The 21,585-nt window shown below is 64.4% G+C and carries 20 protein-coding genes; 8 read left to right on the top strand and 12 right to left on the bottom strand.

Annotated features, from left to right (window positions below; genetic code table 11):
- Positions 1–264: 264 nt before the first annotated feature.
- On the top strand, positions 265–1,410 hold the full coding sequence (locus C1717_RS04140) for a coiled-coil domain-containing protein (protein WP_245859431.1): 1,146 nt from the start codon (positions 265–267) through the stop codon (positions 1,408–1,410).
- Positions 1,411–2,133: 723 nt separating this feature from the next.
- Here C1717_RS04140 and C1717_RS04135 read toward each other — a convergent pair.
- The 5 genes from C1717_RS04135 to C1717_RS04115 all read right to left on the bottom strand — a co-directional run bounded on the left by C1717_RS04135 (position 2,134) and on the right by C1717_RS04115 (position 7,153).
- On the bottom strand, positions 2,134–3,459 hold the full coding sequence (locus C1717_RS04135) for a zinc ribbon domain-containing protein (RefSeq protein WP_102371969.1): 1,326 nt from the start codon (positions 3,457–3,459) through the stop codon (positions 2,134–2,136).
- Between the two features lie 86 nt (positions 3,460–3,545).
- Entirely contained in the window at positions 3,546–5,030 is a 1,485-nt protein-coding gene (locus C1717_RS04130; protein WP_102371968.1) for a serine/threonine-protein kinase, read from the bottom strand.
- Positions 5,031–5,068: 38 nt separating this feature from the next.
- Complete coding sequence (locus C1717_RS04125; RefSeq protein WP_245859429.1) at positions 5,069–5,533, bottom strand: helix-turn-helix domain-containing protein; 465 nt, start codon at positions 5,531–5,533, stop codon at positions 5,069–5,071.
- A gap of 165 nt (positions 5,534–5,698) precedes the next feature.
- Complete coding sequence (locus C1717_RS04120) at positions 5,699–6,430, bottom strand: DUF4352 domain-containing protein (protein ID WP_102371967.1); 732 nt, start codon at positions 6,428–6,430, stop codon at positions 5,699–5,701.
- 135 nt (positions 6,431–6,565) lie between these two features.
- Complete coding sequence (locus C1717_RS04115; protein ID WP_219722275.1) at positions 6,566–7,153, bottom strand: EcsC family protein; 588 nt, start codon at positions 7,151–7,153, stop codon at positions 6,566–6,568.
- 347 nt (positions 7,154–7,500) lie between these two features.
- Between C1717_RS04115 and C1717_RS04110 the strand changes: the two genes are divergently transcribed.
- A complete protein-coding gene (locus tag C1717_RS04110) occupies positions 7,501–8,115 on the top strand; it encodes an SOS response-associated peptidase family protein (RefSeq protein WP_102372302.1) in 615 nt (204 codons plus the stop codon).
- A 114-nt stretch (positions 8,116–8,229) separates the two neighbouring features.
- On the top strand, positions 8,230–8,568 hold the full coding sequence (locus C1717_RS04105) for a winged helix-turn-helix transcriptional regulator (RefSeq protein WP_102371965.1): 339 nt from the start codon (positions 8,230–8,232) through the stop codon (positions 8,566–8,568).
- A gap of 31 nt (positions 8,569–8,599) precedes the next feature.
- Here the strand turns inward: C1717_RS04105 and C1717_RS04100 are convergent, their stop codons facing one another.
- The 5 genes from C1717_RS04100 to C1717_RS04080 form a co-directional block, all read right to left on the bottom strand.
- Complete coding sequence (locus C1717_RS04100) at positions 8,600–10,261, bottom strand: sensor histidine kinase (RefSeq protein WP_102371964.1); 1,662 nt, start codon at positions 10,259–10,261, stop codon at positions 8,600–8,602.
- A 68-nt stretch (positions 10,262–10,329) separates the two neighbouring features.
- Positions 10,330–11,004 (bottom strand): response regulator transcription factor, encoded by a 675-nt coding sequence (locus C1717_RS04095; protein ID WP_102371963.1) that lies wholly within the window; start codon positions 11,002–11,004, stop codon positions 10,330–10,332.
- 166 nt (positions 11,005–11,170) lie between these two features.
- Complete coding sequence (locus C1717_RS04090) at positions 11,171–11,659, bottom strand: hypothetical protein (RefSeq protein ID WP_102371962.1); 489 nt, start codon at positions 11,657–11,659, stop codon at positions 11,171–11,173.
- A 179-nt stretch (positions 11,660–11,838) separates the two neighbouring features.
- Positions 11,839–12,159 carry a hypothetical protein gene (locus C1717_RS04085; protein WP_102371961.1) on the bottom strand — a complete coding sequence of 107 codons (321 nt, stop codon included), beginning with the start codon at positions 12,157–12,159 and terminating at the stop codon, positions 11,839–11,841.
- A complete protein-coding gene (locus C1717_RS04080; protein WP_102371960.1) occupies positions 12,152–13,453 on the bottom strand; it encodes a Y-family DNA polymerase in 1,302 nt (433 codons plus the stop codon). The genes C1717_RS04085 and C1717_RS04080 overlap by 8 nt, the downstream gene beginning before the upstream one ends.
- A gap of 128 nt (positions 13,454–13,581) precedes the next feature.
- Between C1717_RS04080 and C1717_RS04075 the strand changes: the two genes are divergently transcribed.
- Positions 13,582–13,920, top strand: coding sequence for a hypothetical protein (locus tag C1717_RS04075; RefSeq protein ID WP_102371959.1), 339 nt, complete (start codon positions 13,582–13,584; stop codon positions 13,918–13,920).
- A 139-nt stretch (positions 13,921–14,059) separates the two neighbouring features.
- On the opposite strand, the gene C1717_RS04070 is transcribed toward C1717_RS04075, so the two are convergent.
- Together C1717_RS04070 and C1717_RS04065 are read right to left on the bottom strand one after the other, a co-directional pair.
- Positions 14,060–15,754, bottom strand: a complete 1,695-nt coding sequence (locus C1717_RS04070; protein WP_102371958.1) for a VgrG-related protein — start codon at positions 15,752–15,754, stop codon at positions 14,060–14,062.
- 264 nt (positions 15,755–16,018) lie between these two features.
- Positions 16,019–16,444: an RrF2 family transcriptional regulator gene (locus C1717_RS04065; protein ID WP_102371957.1), complete on the bottom strand. Its 426-nt coding sequence runs from the start codon at positions 16,442–16,444 to the stop codon at positions 16,019–16,021.
- A 258-nt stretch (positions 16,445–16,702) separates the two neighbouring features.
- Between C1717_RS04065 and sufC the strand changes: the two genes are divergently transcribed.
- The 4 genes from sufC to C1717_RS04045 are packed head-to-tail and all read left to right on the top strand — an operon-like array spanning position 16,703 to position 21,572.
- Positions 16,703–17,482, top strand: coding sequence for a Fe-S cluster assembly ATPase SufC (gene sufC / locus C1717_RS04060; protein ID WP_102371956.1), 780 nt, complete (start codon positions 16,703–16,705; stop codon positions 17,480–17,482).
- A gap of 9 nt (positions 17,483–17,491) precedes the next feature.
- Entirely contained in the window at positions 17,492–18,904 is a 1,413-nt protein-coding gene (sufB, locus tag C1717_RS04055) for a Fe-S cluster assembly protein SufB (protein WP_102371955.1), read from the top strand.
- Entirely contained in the window at positions 18,904–20,232 is a 1,329-nt protein-coding gene (locus C1717_RS04050; protein WP_102371954.1) for a SufB/SufD family protein, read from the top strand. Before sufB ends, C1717_RS04050 begins: the two co-directional genes overlap by 1 nt.
- The gene (locus C1717_RS04045; protein ID WP_102371953.1) at positions 20,229–21,572 is read left to right on the top strand and encodes an aminotransferase class V-fold PLP-dependent enzyme; all 1,344 of its coding nucleotides are present in this window, start codon (positions 20,229–20,231) and stop codon (positions 21,570–21,572) included. Before C1717_RS04050 ends, C1717_RS04045 begins: the two co-directional genes overlap by 4 nt.
- Positions 21,573–21,585 lie beyond the last annotated feature (13 nt).

Raw genomic sequence — 21,585 nt, 5'->3', positions numbered from 1 at the left:
GCTAGCACAGGGAGCAGCACTCCGTTCCCACCAGGAGAATTTGGCGGCTTGCAGCGCGAAACGGTAGGAAGTCCCCTAGCAATCCTTAACCTTAAAGGTGAACTTGAAACTCCATCGTTTCTTAACGACTCAATAAACCCGCAGGTTGCACCCCATCCTAAACCTTCAACTTGAGCCTTAAACTTTGCATGGGGTGTTATTGTTTTCAAAACGCATACTATAATCGTCACTGCGTTTAAGGCAAGCAGAATGTCGAGGACATCTATGCGTGACACAAAGCGTTCCATTATCCAGGTGATCGCCTCCAAACCAGCCCGCGCCCTCACGTGCGCAGCATTGGCGGTCGCGTTCGCCGGAACCCCATTGGTAGCCCCCCTCTCCGCGTATGCCGTCTCCGCAGAGACGCAGCAGCAGCTTGATGCAGCAGCCCAAGCGGTCGAGGACTCCACTGCGGCATATGATGAGGCCGTAGCCCAGCTCGAGGAGCTCCAAACCCAGATCGACGAGAACACCGCCGCCATCGCCGAGCTCGAGGCCCAGATTCCCGCTCAGCAGGAGGCCGCCAGCGAGGCCATGCGCGAGATGTACAAGTACCAGACTGGGTCCAACCAGCTCGTGACCATGGTCCTCAACTCCGAGAGCATGAGCGACTTCATCACGACCTGCGTCTACATGGACGAGATCCAGGCTTCCAACGTCGAAGCCATCGAGGAGCTCAACGCCCTGCAGTCCGAGCTCGAGCAAACCCAGACCGAGCTCGATGAGCAGAAGCGCCAGCTCGAGGAGCAGGAGCAAGCAGCTGCTGACGCCCTCGCCGAGGCGCAGCAGCTCCGAGCCGACGCGCAAGCCCAGGCAGAGGCGGAAGCCGCAGCCGAGCTTGCAGCTGCCCAAGCAGCGCAGGACACCGCCCCTGCGGAGGCGACCGACGGCGCCGGCGCTGATACCGATAACCCCTACAACACCGCCAACCAACCCGGCGAGACGCCCTCGACCATCGTGTCCGGTGGGGCCGTGGATTGGAACATGAGCCGCGAGGAGTTCATCGCCGAGTGGACCGCACGCATCGATGCCTACCTCGCTGGTTCACCGCTCGCTGGCCACGGTGCCACCTTCGCCGCCGCTGCATGGGATTACGGCGTGGACCCGCGCTGGTCCCCCGCCATCGCGTGCATCGAGAGCACCAAGGGCCTCTATGTGCCCTACGGCAACAGCAACAACGCCTGGGGCTGGACGGCTTCTGGCGGCGGCTTCCGCACGTTCAGCAGCTGGGATGAGGGCATCACCGCCCACGTTCGCTACCTGCGCAACATGTACGGCACAACGCTGACCATCGCTGCCGCCAAGCGCTACTGCCCGCCCACATGGCAGGATTGGTACAACAAGGTCGGCGCACAGATGAACCTGATCTAGACATTTTTACGTTTCCGCAGGTAGAAGGATTGCTTATTCTGCCTGTACCCTAAAATGTCCCAATCGAATTGTTATAGGTCGCTCGGTGAACGTCCGAGCGACCTCTTTCTTTATCAGGCCCTCGGATGGCTTCAGGTAAGGGCGTGCAGAACAAACCAATCCACTGCCCCGATCCCCCGCCCCGTTTATCCGCAGGCGATCATTGATAAACGGATTCAGAGCTTTTAACGGCCCAAGTAGCCACCTGGGGCAGATGCGCATCCGCTTTGGCACGCCCTCCCAGCTAAACCATGTTGAAACGACTAAGCAGGATGGTCCAAAGACTGGTTAAGCAGTGAAGGAGCGCATGCTCCCGCACAGCTTGAAGATGAACCACGACAGCATTATGTGCATCGATGACGCAAGAGCGAGCATCGTAAGGTTCACGGGAAAGCGATGCACGCAAGCTCAACGGCAGGAAGTACCGGTACGAAAACGAACGGGCGCTCGGAACCATCGACCCCAGAAACGATGCCGGTATCCGAGGTCTGCCGGATATCTTATTCGACATGGCGGCGGCAAGATCCGCGAGGTGTACCTCCGAATCGCACTTCAACCACCGCCAAGACATTCGAAACTCCCGGGTTTACCCGAGTTCGATAGCCTTGGCGGTGGTTAGCTCCGCAATGAGGCCTTGAAACCGACGCCGTCGGTGCGAATCGGCTTCCAGCCTCGCTGGAAACGTTAGCGGATATACCGCTCGATGACCTCGCCGTTCTCGAGGTCGTAAGCCGCCGCGCGCATACCGCCGCTAGCGATATTTTGACCGTTCTCCAGCACTACGAGCCTGCCGTTTGAAACGAATGCCGTGGGATTGTAGTAATCGAGATCGTCCGCGATGACAGATGCCTCTCCCCCATCGAGCGGGACGCGCTTCAAATCCCATTCGACGATATCGTAGACGTTTGACGCCGTGCTCTCGAGGTACACTGCATCATCCGAAACAGCGAGCAGGCGAACCCACTCGTTATAGGAGTTCTCATAGAGCACTTGCTCATCGCCGGTGTCGGAATCGACGAGCAGAATCTCCTGCTTGTCGCGACCGCTCTCCGAGCACCAGACCACCAGCTGGTTCCCCGAAAGCGCGAACGAAACAGCGGCGCCATCAGCAGGATCGTAGATGCATTCGGCATCGCTCCCGTCGAGATCGGCTGCATACAATTCAAGGTTGGAATCGCCATAGTCGCGGTATTCGGTCTTGAGGTAGTAGAGCCGATCGGTCGTCACGATGACGTTGCTGTAGAACACGTCCTCGTCGCTCTCAGCCGACCAGAGGGTGCGCGGATCTCCATCGCTTGATGGATCAACCTCTACCACGCTCGTCACGTCGTCGTCGGCATTGTAGTTGCCGTCGCGCACGACGAGGTACGCCTTTCCATCAAAGGCATATAGGCCCATAACCGTCGAGTAGAACCCGTTCCCATCGCCCTCGCTCAAATCGAGCAGCAACCGATCCTCCTCGCCCGTAGTCGAAACGCAACGAAGCTCGTATATCGAGGAACCCTGGTCATCATCGTAGTCCTGCGAGATGTAGTAGACGAGGCCTCCATCTGCGGCAATATAGGTCACATAGAATGCGGGGGCATCGTAGGTCGCACCGGCCTCGTCAGGGACGGAGAGCACCTCCTCGACCTCTTCAGAGCCAGGCTGAATGCGCACGATGGCACGATGCTCGGCGCTGTAGATGTAATCGCTTCCGTTCGCCGTCGCGGCGCCGCCATACGAGAGCGCCGCGGCGTTGACTCGCTCTTGGATCTCGTTGCCGCCCCCGCCGAAGATCGCGGGCACCACGAAGAGCGCGAGCGCGGCCACCGCGGCGGCGACGATCGCGAGGCCGCCCACGATTATCGGCAGCTTGCCGATGGTGCGCGGCGCAGGGGCGACCGGAGTCGCAACGGGCTTTAGGGATGCCCCTCCTGCAGATTGCTGGGACTGAGGAATCTCCGCCCCGCACTTCCCGCAAAACCTCGCACCGTCTTCGAGTACTTCACCGCACTTAGGACAAAACATACCCGCCCCCCATCAACGCAGCTGCGAACGGATCCCCTTCGCGCCATTGTACCCCCGTTTGCGGGTGCGCAGCGGCCACGAGCCTGCTATATGCCCGCGACGAGCGCTGCGGCTAAGACCGCGACGAACGCGCAGATCAGGTAGAAGCCCAGCACCCGGGCATCGGCCGCGCGCGTGCGCGCGGCTAAGGCCGGCACGAGCCGGTGGAGCGGGCGGCGGTCCATAGCCAGATAGAGGCCCCCGAGCACGATCGGCGCGACGAGAAGCCAATTGATGGCGACCACATACCAGAACGGCTTACCGGCCAGCGCCCCGGTCTGAGGACCCATGGTGGACTCGATTCCGGCTTGCATCGCTATGATGGCGCAGATCACGATGAAGATATCCCATGCGATGCCCACGGCAAACGGCGTGCGGGACAACAGGGAGCGGAGAGCGCCCGGACGATTCGCCTTCGTTGCGGGAACCGAGACGGCGAAGCGATTCGCGCGCGTAGGCAGCGCCGTGCTGTGGATGCCCTGGGCCTGGATGCGCACGAACGCGCGGGCCGCCGCATCACTTTGGGCGCAACCGGCGGCGGCCGCAACGGAAGAGCCGGGAGAGGCAGGGACCTGCACGAGAGCTTGTTGGCCGGCCATGCCAAGCGACGCCGCGGCCGCACGCAGGGACTCCCCCATCTCGCGAGCCGTGGCGAAGCGCGACGCGGGGTCGAAGGCGCAGGCGCGCGCAGCGATGCGGGCGAGGGTGGGATCGACACCACGCGCGATGAGATCCTCCTCTTTCACCGGCGCGGCAAGCGTGACCCCCAGACAGCAGAATACAAGTACTATGCCCAATGCGTAGACATCGCTGCGCACGCTCGTCTGGCCGAAGCCGTACTGCTCGGGCGGTGCGTACGCGCGCGTGCCGAACCGAACGGTGTCCGTCCCGGCATCCGCTCGGAAACGGCGCGCGATGCCGAAGTCGATGAGCGTCACGTCCTCGCCCGACACGATGATGTTCCCGGGTTTGAGGTCGCGATGGATAATCGGCGGATCGAAGGATTCGTGAAGCTCAACCACCGCCTCGCAAAGGGCGGGCATGACGCGCCGAGCGAGCTCATCGCCCGGGCCGTCGCGCCCAACCAACTCGGCCAAGCTCTCGCCGGGCACGTACTCGCTCACCACGACCAGCTCGAACGAGGTCTTATAGCACTCGACGATACGTGGGATGTGCAGGAACCGTCGGCCCGCGCGTTGCGCGCCGAACAGGTCTTCGTAGATGGTTCCCACGCCCGCATCGAGAGGAATGCGCTTGCGCACGAACGGGCCGAATGCCGAACCGTTTGCGCCCATGAAGCGTACGAGCTCGGTCACCGTCCCGTCCTCGCCCGAGCCCAGCCGCCGCTCGACGTGATAGTTGGCATCGCGCTCGAGCGCACCGAGATACGCCTCGAGGTCCTGATGCGCGCTACCAGCCTGAACCTTATCGGCAGGGGCGTCGCTTGCCCGAGCGTCGTCGGCCCATGCGCCATCGACCTGGGCATCGTCGGCCGTGGACTCAACAGGCGGTATGTCATCAAGCGTTTTCATAGGGGTATCGTATCAAAGAGTGGGGACGAAACCGGCCGTCAGGCGCCGAGCGTCTCCTCGCCAAAGCGATAGAGCTCCTCATCGGTACGCTGCAGGCCCAAACCGCGGTCGATGCAGAACAGGATGATCGCATCACGGCGGTCCTTGCAGTAGAGCTCATTCACTCCAGCCGCCTTGAGCAGACGATTCGTCTCGATAAGGTTGCATCCGAGCGCGAAGGCGAGCTGGAGCACCTTATCGCGCGAGGCCTTGCGCTGCCCCTTGAAGATCTGGTAGCCGAACGTCTCGTTGAGGCCAGCCGCGCGCACCACGTCGGAACGCTTCAAGCCCTTCTCATCGAGGAGCTGGTTCAGGTACTCGGCCAAGTCGCGATGGGCGATCCCGTGCGCCTCGGTGAACGCCACCGGGCTCGGGGCCTCGAGCAGCTCGTGCAGCAACTCCTCGGTAAGCGGCTCATCGACGGAAGCGCCCTCGCCGCCATGCGCCATCTGCCAGGTGGGCATATCCCGCCTCCGTTCCGCCCCATCGTTCCAACCGCTACCCACTGTACTCCAATACCTGCGCCGACGCACACGCGACCGGGCACGCGTCTCGCGCACCCGGTCGTGCTGCCGGTCCTCGCTATGGGGATGCAGAAAGCTATCCAGCCGATTAGGCATCGAGCGCCCTTATGCGAGCATCCAGCTCGCCGTGGGCTCATCGGAGATCATGGAACCGTAGTAAAGCACCTTGACCGCATCGCCCTCGAAATAGATGGTGCCGGACACGGTGCCGCCGGCGGCGAGCGTGCCCGCATTGAAGTTCTCGGCGGCCTCGGAGTAGTAGGTCGAATACTCCTGGGCGCCCTCGGCGTTCTCGCCCTTCCAATCGTAGGGGTTGTAGTCCGCCGTCTCGTCACCGTTGTTCACGTAGGTCACATGCACGCCGATCACGGCGGTTCCATCGTAGTTGGTGAGGCCGGGCTCCACCGAATCGACCGTCACGGCAAGGCCGTTCTCGAGCTCGACGGTGGTGCCCACGGCGAGGTCGGTATAGCCCGCACCCTCCTCGGATGTTCCGCCCTCGTCCTCGCCAGCGCCCTCAGCCTGAGAGGTGCCGGTAGCGGAGGGCCCGTTCACCGCATCATCAAGAGCGGCGCTATACATGCTCTGCGTGCCCAGCACAATCGCGATCGAAAGCACATTGATGACGAGCGCCACGATGGCAAGCGCCTTTCCGGTCTTCTTGCCACGCAGCACGCCCACCAGCCCCACGACGCCGAAGATGAAGCCGAGCGCACCGAAGATGAACGCGAAGTTGTTGATGATAGGCATCCACGACATGAGAATCGCGATGATGCCGAGGACCAATGCCACGATTGATGCAGCCGAGCGCGGGGCGCCCTGATCCGTACCTGCCATGAGTTCCTCCCTTTCGCAGTTGAACCATCCCACCACGGGACGGTTCACCATTGTCGGAAAAGGGAGAGATCATTTCATTAGCTGCCAGCTAAAGCGCATCGATTAGCTATCGTGCCCGTCAGCGCCGTGCGAGGGCTATTCGACCGAGTAGGTCATTCCCCCATCCTCATCAATGACGAGAATCGTATGGGTACCGTTAACGAGCTCCTCGATTCGCATCGCTTTCTCCACAAGGAAGCGTTTGTGGTAGAAGAGGTCGGCGAATTCCAGGATCTTTTGCATCTGCCCGGTATCGAACAGCGCCCCGATCACACCGCCTACAACAGGCACGGCGCGCTGAAGGCTCTTCTGGGTCAATACCTTTCCGAGCTGCTCGAACAGGCTGCCGAGAACGCTATTCTCGAGTCCGCGCTGACCAGCTCGCTCAAGAGCCTTTTTCGCGGAAGCATGCGCGAGCGCGCGAATCTGGGCGATCAATAGGCAAGCCCCGCCATGGTCGACCATGGCAGCCCAACCGCGTTTCGCCACTTGCCGGATAGAAGCCAGCTCCGCCATCACCATGAACTTCCCGATCACCTCAGCCGCACCGCCGACGTTCGCGCCTGCGTTCGCAGGATTGAACGCCGAAACCAGCACCCGCCCAGCGATGATCATCTCGTCGGGATCGGATTTGACATCATAGCCATAATGCATTGCGATGGATTGCACGACGCGATAGTACACGAATGTGCTGAGCACGATGTTGAACGGGATGCCCGCCGCTTCCGGCTTGTGGCGAAGCGCGCGCGAGGAATCTGCTTGCTCGCGTGAGGCTGTGATCCCGAGCCATCCCGGTCACCTCCGATCATCATGCCGTCGAACCAACCGGCACGGGCAAATCATCCATGTGGCTGTGTATCGCACCGTAGCATAGCGAATGCCACGGCGGGCATCGGACGGGAACAGAGCTATGGAGGAGAATCGTCCGAATGCTCGGCTTGCCCGGACACTCGGCGTGCGGGCGCCTTTTGCGGCGCATGTTGGATACACTGGTGCAAGCACCCATGATCGCCGGTAACGAGGAGCTCGAGATGTGCGTTAGAATGTGCCCGCTCACCGTTGAGGAGGCCCAGGCCGCGCTCGATGCGCGCGGGCGGAAGGGCACGCACGCGATCAGCCTTATCGAGCGCCCCGACCCCGCGCACGACGCGCATCCGGGGTCCGTTGTGCCAGTGTACCTGCCGTGCGAGGGGGACCTTGTCGTGGTACAGCTCGCCTGGGGCTTCCCGCTCGAGGGCAAAGCGGGCGCCGTGTTCAACACGCGCATCGAGTCCGCCCTGGAGCAGCTGGATCGCGGCGGCGGCATGTGGGCGGGCGCCATCGCGACCGGGCGCTGCGCGGTCCCGGTGCGCGCCTTCTACGAGAGCCATGCTACCGAGCGCGTGGCAAGCGAGCGCACCGGCAAGCCCGTCCGCCGACAATACCGCTTCCGCGTGCTCGGCGCGCACGCCTTCCTGCTTGCCGCGGTGCAGGAGGATGGACATTTCTCCATCGTGACGACGGAGCCGAATGCCAGCGTGTCGCCGGTGCACAACCGCATGCCCCTCGTGCTGGGACCAGGCGAGCTGGGCGTCTGGCTCGGGCCGGACTTCGCAAGACTCGCAGACCGGAGCCGGATCGAGCTCGCTGCGGAGGCGGAGCGCTAGCCGAGCGAGGCGGCCCGGTTCCCCAAGGTCCGTCTTCGTACAACCCCAAGGCGCCCCAGCTCATCTGCGTTCAGATCGAGCGACCCTCCCCGCAGGGCCGCAAAGAGGGATTATATGGTGCAAGGGATCGAGGGAGCCTCCTTTGAGGATACGGGCTACAGCTACACGCTCTCGCTTATCCGGGGCGAGCATAAGATGTCGATTCTCTACTGCCTCATGGAGTACGAGCCCGTCCGCTTCAACGAAATGCGCCGTTATCTGGGCGGCGTATCGGACCGCACGCTTTCCCGCAGCCTCAAGGAGCTCGAGGCGGACGGCCTTGTCAGCCGCCGGGAGTTCCCCCAGATCCCGCCGCGCGTCGAGTATTCCTTGATCGAGCGGGGCGCATCCCTCATGGACGTGCTCGATCGGCTTTGCGCGTGGGGCGAGAACAATCGCCCCGGCTTGAAATGACCGCCCCGGCGAAACGATAGTCGCCCGCCCGCTACGCTTCGATGCGGATGACGACGGTGGCGCCGCCGAGCTCTGGTTCGGTGAAGAACGCATCCCCGCCGTGCTGCCGCGCGATGGTGCGCACCACCGAGAGGCCAAGCCCGGTGCTGCCGGTCTTGCGCGAACGGCCCTCCTCCAAGCGCACGAAGCGGCCGAACACGCGCTCGCGGTCCTTGAGCGCAATGCCCGGGCCGTCGTCGCTCACGACGATCTCCACGTACTCCTTGCCCGCATCCTCGGCCAAGCGGCACGCGAGCGCGACCTTGCCCTTCGCGTAGCGCGCCGCGTTGTCGAGGACGTTGCGCACCGCATGCGAGATGGCCTCGTGGTCGGCCGTGCACACGACCGGCTCCACGCCCGCCACATCGACCTCGCACGAGGTGCGCGCCTTGAGGGCGGTCGCCTCCTCGAAGAGCAGGTCGCACAGGTCGAGCTGCTGCTTGTCGAGGCGGGAGACGCCCTCGTCCTGGCGGGCGAGCAAAAGCAGGTTGCCCACGATGCCGCCGAGCCGGTCGTTCTCGGAGAGCAGATCGCGCGAGAGCGTATCGGCGTCCACGGCGTCGGGGTGGTCGCGCATGGTCTCGAGCATGACGCGGATGGCGGCGACCGGGCTCTTGAGCTCGTGCGACGCATCGGAGACGAAGCGCCGCTGCTCGGCCACGGCGGCCTCGAGCCGGGAGAGCATGTCGTTGAACGTGGTGGCAAGCCCGCCCAGGTCGCGATCCTGCTCGGGAACGGGCAGGCGGCGGCCCAGGTCGCTGATGGAGATGCCCTCGGCCTCGAGGCGCATGCGCTCCACCGGGGCCAGCGTGCGCGCCACCATGAGCCACGAGAGGCCGGCCACGGCGATGAGGGCGACGAGCATCACGGCCGCCAAGATGAGCGCGACCGTGGCCATGGCCTCGCGCGCGAAGGCGAGCGATGTCATGGCGGCGACGGTCACCACGCCGTCGGGCGTCTGCACACCGCGCTCCACCACGACGAACGGGCCCTCGGTCCCCATGACGCTCGAGGCGTCGAGGTTCACGCCTTCGACCGTGACAGGCAGGTCGGCGAGGTCGGCATCCAGAAGGCCGCTTCGGGCGAAGACCCGGGCTGTCGCGGCGAAGCGCGAGCGAATCGAGCCGTCGTAGCCCGACCCGCCGTCGTAGCCCGAGTCGCCGCCGGCAGGGGCGCTCGGCGCGGGCGCGTAGGAGGGCGCATCGTCATAGCCCGAGGAAGCCGCTGGCGCCGCAGGGCTCGCGGGCGCGCCGGTCGCGGGCGCGGGCTCCTCGGAGTCGTTCGCCTCGTCTTGAACCTCAATCTGAAGCGGGACGCGGTCGCGCTCCTCGCGCCGCTCCTCCCCCGCCGCGAGGCCTCCCTCCGAGATGGGGCCGACATCGGTCGCCCAATCGCTCGACGCCACCACCGCGCCCGTATCATCGATGATCTGCACGAGGTCCGCCCCTGTGCCCCGCAGCTCTTGCGGCATCTCACCGGCGGCGAGCTGCTCCTCTATCTCATCCAGGCGCTGGTCCAGGCTGTTCTCAATCGTGGCGCCGATCGCCCAGCCGGTCGCCAGCGTCACCGCGAGCGTGATGGCCACCATGGCGGCAGCGCTCACGGCCACGCTGATGGCCATGACCTTGCCCCTGATGCTCTGGAATATCTTCATCTCCTTCTCCCAACCGGCGACGCGCGAAACAGCTCCCGGGGCACATGGCACCCAGGCGTCGCGCTCGCTCAGCTCGCCGCGCCCAAGCGGTAGCCCACGCCGCGCACCGTGGCGATGAGCTTGCCGTCGAAGGGCTGGTCGATCTTCTTGCGCAGGTAGCCCACGTAGACCTCGACCACGTTCTCGCCACCAAGGTAGCCGGGCGACCACACGTGGTCCAGGATCTGCGTTTTGGTGAGCACCTGACCCGCGTTGTACATGAGGTACTCGAGCAGCGTGAACTCCCGTGGGGTGAGCTCGATGCGCCGCCCGGCCCGCTCGACCGCCTTGGAGGCCGGGTCGAGCGTGAGGTCCGCCACCTGCAGGCGGGCCGAGCCCTTGCTTGCGCCGCGCCTGAGCAGGGCGCGCAGGCGCGCCACGAGCACCACGAGCGAGAACGGCTTGCGCAGGAAGTCATCGGCCCCGATGTCGAGGGCATCGGCCTCGTCGTACTCGCCATCCTTCGCGGTGAGCATGAGCACCGGGGTCGCGATACCCGCCGCGCGCAGCTCGCCGCATACGTTGTAGCCGTTCATGCCCGGGAGCATGATGTCGAGGGTGATGACGTCGTAGGCCTCGGTGAGGGCCATCTCGAGGCCGGTGTCGCCGTCGTAGGCGACATCCACGGCGAATCCCTCGTCCTCGAGGCTCGCCTTAAGGTAATCGACGATGTTGGCTTCGTCTTCAACGACCAAGACGCGCATGGCGGCTCCTATCCGTCGTGCGATCCGGCTGCGGGCGCGCATATGCCGTAACACACCGATTCTACGAGGACGGGGCGCCCGCCCGTGAGCGATGCGCCCCGCATCCGGTAAGCGGCGTGCCTATCCGCAAAGCCTTACCGCGTCCTTACAATTCCGGTCGATCGCGTTAGTCGTCGTAGCCGCTGTCGGCGTCGTAGCCGCTGTCGGCGTCGTAGCCGCTGTCACCGCCGCTGTAGGTCGGGGCCGGGGTGGGCGCGGGCGTCGGGGCGGGCGCCGGGGTCGAGGCGGCGGGCGCCGCGGTGTAGCCGCTGTTTCCGTCGTCGTAGCCACTGTTCGCATCGGCGTAGCCGCTGTTGCCGTCATCGGTATCGTAGGCGCTGTCGCCGTCATCCCAGGCGCCGTCGGCGTCGTCGTCGTAGACGCTGTCGCCCGCCTCATAGGCGCTGTCGGCGTCGTCGTAGGCGCTGTCGGCACCGGTGGCCGCCGCTCCGGCCTCGCCGCGATCGTCCGCGTCGTCGCGCTGCTGCTCCGCCGTCGAGATGGCCGCGCCCGCGTCGGACACGTTGCAGCCGCTCAGGAGCAGCACAATCGTGAGTGCGATCGCGCACAGGGGGATGAGGGCGAACATGTTGTGGGCCTGCTCGAGCTTCTTCATGGGGTCCTCCTTCTCTCGAGTTCCGCGTCACACGGTATCGTGCGATCTAGGCGCCTCTTCGGGGCGCATGGTCATAATGCCTAAGGAACCTGAGAGAATCCTGAGAGATTCGCGGCGCCTGCCCACCGAGCTCGATGCAACGGCGCGACACAACGGCTCGCCGCGAGAACTTGGGCGGCCTAGCCCTTGCCCACCTCATCTTCCACGTCCGCGATCATGCCGTCGTAGCCGGTGAGCGCGGCGAAGGGCATGAAAAGGCGGCCGCGGTCCGCATCGGGCACCGCACGGCGCACCCCGTTCTCGACGATGCGACGGCGAATATCCGTAAGGACGCGCTCCCGGCGCTCGCGCTCCGACGGGGACAGATCATCCCAGGCCTCGATACCGGGGACGGCGTCGAGCGCGGCGCGCGTCGCGGGGTCCACATCTGCGGGCGGCACGCTCGGCTTCATGCCGGGGAAGGCGGCCTTGAGTGCGGCATAGATCTCTTCCTCACGCACGATGGCCCCCGATCTGCCGGTTGCGCTCGCGCGCGTTAGCCTCGGGCATGAGGCTCGTACCGCGCAGCAGCGCGTTCGCGCCGAAGCGCTTGCGCACCGCGACGGAGGCTTGCGCTAAACGCTCCTCCCGCTCAAGCTCCCCGGGGTCGTCGAACAGGGTCCGCGTGGACAAGTGCTTGGGAACCACGCCCATGAGCGAGATGTTCACGCGTCGGATGGGAGAGTGCCGCGAGACCGTATCGTCGAAGAGCGCCATGAGAGCCGCTGCTATCTTGGCTTCCGAAGCCGTGGTGCAATCCAGACGACGCTGGCCGCCGCCGTGCAACGCAGGAGGCTCGCCCGCGCCGTCCCAGGTGCGCAGGATGGAGCTGGAATACCCCACCCACAGGCCCACCGTGTCGCAAGCGAGGTATTTCTCCGCTAGGTCCATGCAGCTCCCGAAAACCATCTCGCGCGCGATGGTGCGTGCCTCGTCGAAGGTGTAGTCGCGCATGAGGACCTGCCCGTTGGCGAGCGAGTGCGCGCGCGGCACGTAGCCGCGGCAGTCAGCGATGGTCGCCGGCTCGAGCCCCCAGGCATGGTCGATGAGGACCTCGGCGTTCTTGCCGAACTCGCCACGCAGGATCTCCGGACGCTCGGCACATATCCCCGCAAGGTCGTAGATGCCCCGCTTGGCAAGCCGCCCTGCGATGCCGTGACCTATACCCCAGATGTCCGTGAGCGGGCGATGGAACCATACCTCGCGCCGGAACGACTCGTCGTCGAGCCGGCCGATGCCGTCGTCCGCATGCTTCGCCATCACGTCGAGCGCCACCTTGCACAGGAACATGTTGGGACCGATCCCCGCCGTAGCGGCGATACCCGTGCGCTCGCGCACCCGGGCTATAAGCTGGCGGGCGAAGGAGCGTGCGTTCCTACCATAGAGAACAAGGTATGGAGTCGCATCGATGAAGCATTCGTCGATTGAATAGGGCCACGTATCCTCTGCAGAGACGAACTCGAGGTACGTACGGTATATCTCGGCCGAGACCTCCATGTAGCGGCGCATGCGCGGTACAGCGGTGATGTAGGCCATGTCCTCCGGGATGTCGCGCAGACGGCAGCGGTTGCGCACCCCCTTGGCCTTGAGCGACGGCGTGATAGCAAGGCATATGGTATTGGTGCTACGCTCTGGATCGGCAACCACGAGGTCGGTTGCGAACGGATCGAGGCCGCGGTCGCTGCATTCAACGCTCGCATAGAAGCTCTTGAGGTCTATGCAGATGTAGGTGCGCCGCGCGCCTGCCCTCTCCATACTTCCCTCCTACCGAACAGATGTTCTGATTCATGGTAACCCATCATGCGGACACGTGCCGCCATGCGCACAGCGAATCCATGTCATGTTCGATAGGCAATAGCGAACTTTTGTTCGATAATGGGGCTATGGAGTATGTATCGACGACATATGGCGAGAGGCGACGGGTTCACCGCGAATACGTTGACGTCTATGCCCGTTTTGGACGGGACGGCGCAATCGAGCCCGTCTGCATCATGTGGAAGGACGGACGCAGCTTCTCTGTGGACGAAGTCATCGAGTCGAGCGGGTTTGGCATCATGAGCCGGGGGCGGCAGTCCGCACGCTACCGGGTGCGCTTCGGCCGGCACGAAACCGATCTCTACCTCGAACGGCGCGCGCCCGACCCCGCCCAGGGAACGGAAGAGCGGCTCATGTGGTGGGTCTACGCCTATGACGTCACCAAGATTCGCGAGGCAAGCTGCTAGATGGCACACTGCGGGATGCGAGGCAGAGCAGGCGGCAGAGTGGGCGGGAGGTGTGCCGATGATCGACGGCCTTGCCGTCACGTCATGCTCCAAGGAACACGGCATGCGACGGCAAGGCGTTTACGATCGAGGAGGTAACCTAGTCGTCGCGACCAGAGCGTTTGAGTCCGCGGCGGCCAGCCATGATGGCCGTGGCACCCAAGGTAGCCGTGCTCGCTGTAGCGAGGCCGGCCATGATGATGAGGTCGGAGGTCTGCGGCATGCGCTCGGCATCCTGCCCTTCGGCAACGGCGGACGCCTGCTGGCTCGCGGATCCGGATCCCTTGGCGGAGCCGCCATCTTCCCCGGCGGCGCCTTCGTCCTGCGCCTGGGTCACCGTGGTTCCAGCTTGCCCGCTCCCATCGGAAGCATCGCCGCCGGAGGAATCGCCCCCACTGCCGGTGCCCCCGTCGGCAGGCTCGCCCTTGGGAAGCCCACCGTCAGAATCGGCGTCCTCCCGGCTCTCCGAGGAAGGCGTGGAGGCCCCATCGCCGCTAGAGCCCGCATCAACCGTCGGGAGCGGCTGCGGCGAAGGCTGCGGGGAATCCTGCCCGGAACTTCCCACCGAGCCGTCGCTACCGGAATCTCCGGCAGCTGCGGACCCATCGCTCGATCCGGAACCGTCATCGCCGGCATGATCGCCACCAGCGCCATCAGCGCCGTCGATGCCATCGTCGACGCTAGGCGAACCCGCCCCATCGTCGGTAGGCGATGAATCAGGGCTTCCCGAGCCATCCCCTGCCGGACCGTCAACGGGGCCGTCGGCATCGCTGCTGGAATCGCTGGAACCGGGGGCGCCGGATCCCCCCGCGGCACCGGAATCAGCGGAGCCGGCAGCGCCCGTACCCCCCGAGCCACTCCCCTCGTCCGCTTCATCCGCGGAGATATAGGCCAAGCAGTCGTTGAGCTCCTTGCGATAGCGATCGGTCCAGCCCTTGTAATACTGCGTCTGCTTGCTGTAGTCGGCGATATGGTCGGTCATCTGGGTCGCAAGCGCCGTGACGAACTCGCGATCCGTCATATCGTTGCTGAGGTTCGCACCGGAGAGCACGGGACGCACGCCGCCCGTACCCCACATGTTGGTGAGGCCCCAAACCATGCCCTTCACGCAGTCAGCGCGCCCGGTAAGGTCGATGCCCTGGGAAGCGAGCCAGCGCTCGGTCACCGCATAGTAGCTGTTGTAAGCATAGGAATCCTGAAGCGCGCTGAACTCAGCGGGGTTGGCGTCGTAGGCCGCATACCACGCATCTTGGACAAGACGGCCGAGTTCGCTCAAGGTCCTGGTGCTCGCATCGTACATGGAGCTGCTCTTGCTCGACACCTCGCTTGCGCGCGCAAGCACGGGTTCGAGCATCGAATACGTGGTTGGATCGTAATCGTAGACCGCCCTCAAGAACGGTATGAGGGAGTAGCGCCGGTCGAACTGGTAGTAACCGAGCGCGTTGTAGCCGTCGCCATACGAAAAGCCCTGCCGGTAGTTGCTATGGCTCTCGTACTTGGTGAAGTACTTCATCTCGCTTGAAACCGCCACCGGGGAAAGCGATGAGCTCGCTGCCCGGGCGGACCGAGCCATCGGAACGGCAGCGGGTGCCTCCTCGTAGAAGTCGGCACGGTCGTAATCGGCGGGCGCGGGCAGCTGCTCAGCAACATCGCCGGATGCGCCGGCGTCCGACGAGGCCTGTTGCGAGACCTCGGAACCCCCCTGCTCGGCAAATGCGATAGATGAGATCTGCGCGGTTCCAAAAACGATGGAGATGGCGAGCCCGGCTGCCACGGCAACATGGCGCGTCTTCATAGTGTCCTCCTTGACGAGGCTCTTGCGAGCGAGTGTGGATACGATACGGTTGCAGCAAGCGCCCGAGGGCCCGTCCAGTATGGCAAGGGTCTAGAAGCAGGGTCAATACAAACCAGCGAGGTTCGCCCAATTCAATTAAGGTTCGAGTTCAACTTGAAACAGCGCCCGAGGGAGTCGCAAGCGCCTAGCCAAGCGCAAGGCAGATGCAGATGGCGGGCTGGCGCAACGGCTAGGCAGTTCCTTGGAACCAGGGCACGACGCGCGCTAGATGCCCAGGTCGATCTCGGGCACGCGAGCAAGGTCGGCAAGGGTCACGCCGTCGACGTACTCCTCGATCACGGCGTCCAAACCGGTCCAGAACTTCACCGTGGAACACAGGCCGGCACGGGCGCAAGCGCCGTCGAGCCCCTCGCAAGCCACCGGAGCCGTGGTTCCCTCTGCGACGCGCAGGATGTCGCCAGCGCGAATCTCATCTGCGGGCTTAGCCAAGGCATAACCGCCGGCTTTGCCGCGCACACTTCGCAGGTAACCTGCCTGCATGAGCGGGCGAACAAGCTGCTCGAGGTACTTGAGCGAGATGTCCTCACGGTCGGCGATCTCTCGCAGGGCGACCTTGCCCTCCGCCCCACCGAACGCCGCGATGTAAACCATGAGGCGCAGGGCGTAGCGGCCCTTGGACGATATAAGCATCAGCTACCCCCTAACGGTGCGAACGCCTCATGATGGCGTGGGCGGACAAGACGATCGAGGCGCGGAACATGCCAACCGACGAAGCGCTCATCGATCAGGTTGCATGAGCATGCGCAGATGAAGCATGGTATGCATCCGCTCTCGTTGAATTCCTAGTGGAATACTCGGAATTAAACTTGACTTCACGACTTTTCATCTTATCTTTAATCCGAGATAATTCCTAGGATTAACATCCGAGCGCATCGCAAGGAGCACACCATGCCCATCTCGCCTCTGCTCTCCGTCGACGGCCTCACCGCCTCGGTCGACGAGAAGACCATCCTACATGACGTCAACCTCAACATACCCGCAGGTGAAACCCATGTCCTCATGGGACCCAACGGCGCAGGCAAGTCCACGCTCGGCCACCTCATCATGGGCGATCCGGCCTACACGCAAGATGCGGGCACCATCCTCTTCGATGGGCAGGATATGAGCGACCTATCGCCCGACAAGCGCTCGCGCGCCGGCATCTTCCTGTCCTTCCAGGCTCCGGTCGAAATCCCCGGCGTGCCGCTGTCGAGCTTTTTGCGCGCCACCATCGCCGGCCGTCCCGGCTTGGAGATGCGCGGCAAGGAGTTCCGCCGCCGCATGAAGGAGCTCTGCGCCGAACTCGACATGGACCCCGCTTACCTCAACCGCGAACTGGGTGTGGGCTTCTCGGGTGGTGAGAAGAAGAAGGTCGAGATGCTGCAGCTTCTTTTGCTCCAGCCCAAGCTCGCGATTCTCGACGAGACCGACTCCGGCCTCGACGTCGACGCGCTCGGCGTGGTCTCGCGCGGCATGGATCTCTATCGCAAGAGCACGGACGGGACGCTGCTCATCATCACGCACAACACGCGCATCCTCGAGCACCTCGACGTCGACCGCGTGCACGTGATGGTAAACGGCCGCGTGGTGCGCGAGGACGACGCCTCGCTCATCGACTGGATCGACGAGAACGGCTTCGAGAGCTTCGAGCGCGCCGCCGAGAACGACGCGGCCGAGAACGCTCGCTAGGAGGCTGACGTGGCCAAGCAACGCACCGAGGTCGCGGACATCGACCGCACCCTCTACGACATAACCGACAGCGAGGAGGGCTTCGAACGGCTCGATGCCGGCCTCACGCCCGACATCGTCCGCGAGATCTCCGAGCGCAAGGACGAGCCCGAGTGGATGCTCGACTTCCGCTTGAAGTCACTCGAGATCTACCGCAAGATGCCCAACCCGACCTGGGGCCCCAGCATCCAGGGCCTCGACATGGACCACATCGTCACCTACGTGAAGCCCAACACCGACCAGCAGGCCACGTGGGACGAGGTGCCCGACGACATCAAGAACACGTTCGAGCGCCTGGGCATCCCCGAGGCAGAGCGCAGCTACCTTGCCGGCGTGGGCGCGCAGTACGACTCCGAGCTCGTGTACCACAACATGCAGGACACTGCAGCCAAGATGGGCATCGTCTACTCCGGTATCGAGGAGGCCCTCCACGAGCCCGCGTGGGAGGCGCTCATCCGGAGCAAGTTCATGACGCTCATCCCGCCCACGGACCACAAGTTCGCCGCGCTCCACGGCGCGGTATGGAGCGGCGGATCGTTCGTCTACGTGCCGAAAGGCGTCAAGCTCGACTTCCCGCTTCAGAGCTACTTCCGCCTGAACGCCAAGGGCGCGGGCCAGTTCGAGCACACCCTCATCATCGTCGAGGACGACGCCGACCTGCACTTCATCGAAGGCTGCTCGGCGCCCAAGTACAACGTGGCCAACCTGCACGCGGGCGCCGTGGAGCTCTTCGTGGGCAAGCGCGCGCACCTGCGCTACTCGACCATCGAGAACTGGTCGAAGAACATGTACAACCTCAACACCAAGCGCGCCCGCGTAGACGACGAGGGCGAGATCGAGTGGATCAGCGGCAGCTTCGGCAGCCACGTGGGTTACCTCTACCCCATGAGCGTGCTGAACGGCCGCAAGAGCCGCTCGAGCTTCACGGGCATCACCTTCGCCGGCGCGGGGCAGAACCTCGACACCGGCTGCAAGGTGGTGCTCAACGCCCCCGACACAAGCGCCACGGTCGAGACCAAGGGCATCTCAAAGGGTGGCGGAATCCAAACCTTCCGCAGCTCCGTTGTGGTGACGCCCAAGGCCGAGGGCGCACGCGTGAGCGTGAGCTGCGCTTCGCTCATGCTCGATGACGAATCCCGCTCGGACACCATCCCGGCGATGGACGTACGCGCCAAGAACGTCGACATCGGCCACGAGGCAACCATCGGTCGCATCGGCGACGACAAGATCTTCTACCTCATGAGCCGCGGCGTCCCCGAGGAGGAGGCGCGTGCCATGATCGTGAACGGCTTCGCGAACCCGGTGGCCAAGGAGCTACCGCTCGAATACGCCGTCGAGATGAACAACCTGATCAAGCTCGAGATGGAAGGGGCGATCGGCTGATGGAGCAGCTGAAGATCAAGCACGCCAGCGCCATGCCTGCCCCCACGTGGAGCTGGCTGCGCATGAACGATACCGAGATCTCCCTGCCCGCAGCGCTCGCGCGCGGCGGCGATATCGAGATCGAGGCCCCGGACACCCTGCTCGATACCGCATCGACGTTCGAAGGTGCTTTAGCCGAGCTACAAGAGCACCTGGATGCCAAGCGCGCAAACGCTACGGATGACCGAGCTTGCGTACGTGCCGCCCAGATGGACCAAGAAGGTGCCGGCGGGCGGGAGACGTCAGACGGCTCCCTTGGCGACCTCGACACGCCTGCCCTCTCCCGCTACCAGAAGCGCGCCACGCTCGAAGAGGTCGCAGGCGATGTCACGCGAGCCTTCGAGACGGGCATCGGCATGGACGCCCGCTCCTACCTGAACTTCGCCGCCGGCGAGACCGTGACGATCGCAACCGAGGCGGGTTCGACCGGCGAGGCGACCATCCGGGTGACGGGTGACGCCGGGACAACGGTCGCCGCGAGCATCGACGCCGTGGCAGCGCCGGACTCCTCCCTCTCGCTCACCATCGCCCTCGACGCCGCTCCCGGCAGCTCCGACGACGCATCCTCCAACCAAGGGCCCGCCGGCGTCATCGGCTCGGAGCTGCGCGTCTTCGCTGGCGCGCACTCGCACGTCGATGTCACCGTCTACGTCACCGCGGACGCTGGCTTTGTAGCAGTCGATGACTCGGGCTACGTACTCGATGAGGGCGCGCGCGTCCAGGTGCGCCACATCGTCCTGGGAGGCGGCGTCACTGCAACCGGCATGGCGGCGGACCTGCGCTCAGACACCGCCCGCATCGACATCGATACGCGCTATCTTGCCTCCGGGAGCGAGCGGCGCGATTTCAACTACGTCGTTCGCCATCGTGGCAAGAGGACCATCTCGAACATCATCGCGAACGGCGTACTCGCCGGTTCGAGCAAGAAATGCCTGCGCGGAACGATCGACCTCGTGCATGGTTGCAAGGGCAGCGAAGGCACCGAGCGCGAAACCGTCCTCATCGCCGACGAGGGTGTGGAGAACAAGACCGTCCCGACCATCCTCTGCGATGAAGACGACGTCGCGGGCAACCACGGCGCCACCATCGGGCACGTACGGCCCGAGCAGCTGTTCTACCTCGAGAGCCGAGGAGTATCGTCCGAGGATGCCGAGGCCCTCTTCATCCGCGCCAAGCTCGAGGATGCCGCGCTCTCCGCGCCAGACGAGCGCATCCGAGCCGCCATCCTGCGCTTGGGCAACCGGCTCATTGACGGCTTTGCCGAGGAACTCGAAGGAGATGCCGCATGATCGATACCGATTCCGTAGCTTGCGAGAGCTGCACCGCACCGGCACCGGGCGTGGTGGACGCAAGTGATGCCGCATCACGCGCCTGGCCGCGCGTCGACATCGAGACAAACCCCTACAAAGCGGCTTTCCCGCTCTTCACCGAGCATCCGGATATCGCCTTTCTGGACAGCGCCGCCACCGCGCAGCGTCCAGCCTGCGTCCTGGACGCACAGAAGCGCTTCTACGAGACGATGAACGCCAACCCGCTGCGAGGCCTCTACAGCCTCTCCGTCGAGGCGACCGATGCCATCGCCCGCGTGCGCGCGCAGATCGCCGGCTTCATCGGCGCCGTCGACGATGCCGGCAAACCGCAAGCACGCGAGGTGGTCTTCACGCGCAACACGAGCGAGTCGCTCAACATCGTGGCCCGTTCGTTTGCACCTAGCGTGCTCGAGGAGGGCGACGAGGTCGCCATCACCATCATGGAGCACCACTCCAACCTGATTCCGTGGCAGCAGGCCTGCCGCGCAGCGGGCGCCAAGCTCGTCTACCTCTATCCCACCAAGACCGGCGAGCTCACCGACGAAGAAATCGCCGCCAAGATCGGACCGCGCACCAAGATCGTTGCGGCAACGCATGTGTCGAACGTCCTCGGGGTCGAGAATCCCATCGAGAAGCTCGGCCGCGCGGTGCATGAGCAGGGCGGCTACCTCGTGGTCGATGCCGCGCAGTCGGTCCCGCACCTACCCGTTGACGTGCGCGCGCTTGGGGCTGATTTCCTCGCGTTTTCTGCCCATAAGGCCCTAGGCCCCATGGGCATCGGCGTGCTCTGGGGACGCTTCGAGCTCCTCGACGCGATGGAACCCTTCCTCACCGGCGGCGAGATGATCGACTCCGTGACCGAACAGGGCGCCGTCTGGGCCCCGGTACCGGAGAAATTCGAGGCAGGCACGCAAGACGCCGCAGGCATCTACGCCACCGGCGCCGCCCTCGACTATCTGGTGAACCAAGTCAGTTACCATGCCGTGCAGGCGCGCGAAGCCGCCCTCGTCCACTACGCCATGAGCAGGCTCGTCGAGCTACCATACGTTACGATCATCGGATCGATCTACTGGGACCGCCACCATGGCGTCATTAGCTTCAACATCGATGGAATCCACCCGCACGACGTCGCGAGCATCCTCGATATGCAAGGGGTCTGCATCCGCGCCGGCCACCACTGCGCCCAGCCGTTGCTCACCTGGCTCGGCGTCGAGAACCTCGCCTGCTGCCGCGCCAGTCTGGCGTTCTACAACGACAAGCACGACGTGGACGCCTTCATCGACGGCCTCGGGACCGTCTGGCGCACCTTCAACGGATAACCGCAGACCAAGG

This window comes from Enorma phocaeensis, assembly GCF_900186505.1.
Classification (GTDB): domain Bacteria; phylum Actinomycetota; class Coriobacteriia; order Coriobacteriales; family Coriobacteriaceae; genus Enorma; species Enorma phocaeensis.
The sequence above is the reverse complement of the archived record's forward strand: the minus strand, read 5'-3'. Positions and strand labels throughout refer to the sequence as shown.

Coding starts and splice junctions, on each gene's coding strand:
- C1717_RS04140 (WP_245859431.1), top strand. CDS start 265: ATGCGTGACACAAAGCGTTCCATTATCCAGGTGATCGCCTCCAAACCA.
- C1717_RS04135 (WP_102371969.1), bottom strand. CDS start 3,459: ATGTTTTGTCCTAAGTGCGGTGAAGTACTCGAAGACGGTGCGAGGTTT.
- C1717_RS04130 (WP_102371968.1), bottom strand. CDS start 5,030: ATGAAAACGCTTGATGACATACCGCCTGTTGAGTCCACGGCCGACGAT.
- C1717_RS04125 (WP_245859429.1), bottom strand. CDS start 5,533: ATGCCCACCTGGCAGATGGCGCATGGCGGCGAGGGCGCTTCCGTCGAT.
- C1717_RS04120 (WP_102371967.1), bottom strand. CDS start 6,430: ATGGCAGGTACGGATCAGGGCGCCCCGCGCTCGGCTGCATCAATCGTG.
- C1717_RS04110 (WP_102372302.1), top strand. CDS start 7,501: ATGTGCGTTAGAATGTGCCCGCTCACCGTTGAGGAGGCCCAGGCCGCG.
- C1717_RS04105 (WP_102371965.1), top strand. CDS start 8,230: ATGGTGCAAGGGATCGAGGGAGCCTCCTTTGAGGATACGGGCTACAGC.
- C1717_RS04100 (WP_102371964.1), bottom strand. CDS start 10,261: ATGAAGATATTCCAGAGCATCAGGGGCAAGGTCATGGCCATCAGCGTG.
- C1717_RS04095 (WP_102371963.1), bottom strand. CDS start 11,004: ATGCGCGTCTTGGTCGTTGAAGACGAAGCCAACATCGTCGATTACCTT.
- C1717_RS04090 (WP_102371962.1), bottom strand. CDS start 11,659: ATGAAGAAGCTCGAGCAGGCCCACAACATGTTCGCCCTCATCCCCCTG.
- C1717_RS04080 (WP_102371960.1), bottom strand. CDS start 13,453: ATGGAGAGGGCAGGCGCGCGGCGCACCTACATCTGCATAGACCTCAAG.
- C1717_RS04075 (WP_102371959.1), top strand. CDS start 13,582: ATGGAGTATGTATCGACGACATATGGCGAGAGGCGACGGGTTCACCGC.
- C1717_RS04070 (WP_102371958.1), bottom strand. CDS start 15,754: ATGAAGACGCGCCATGTTGCCGTGGCAGCCGGGCTCGCCATCTCCATC.
- C1717_RS04065 (WP_102371957.1), bottom strand. CDS start 16,444: ATGCTTATATCGTCCAAGGGCCGCTACGCCCTGCGCCTCATGGTTTAC.
- sufC (WP_102371956.1), top strand. CDS start 16,703: ATGCCCATCTCGCCTCTGCTCTCCGTCGACGGCCTCACCGCCTCGGTC.
- C1717_RS04050 (WP_102371954.1), top strand. CDS start 18,904: ATGGAGCAGCTGAAGATCAAGCACGCCAGCGCCATGCCTGCCCCCACG.
- C1717_RS04045 (WP_102371953.1), top strand. CDS start 20,229: ATGATCGATACCGATTCCGTAGCTTGCGAGAGCTGCACCGCACCGGCA.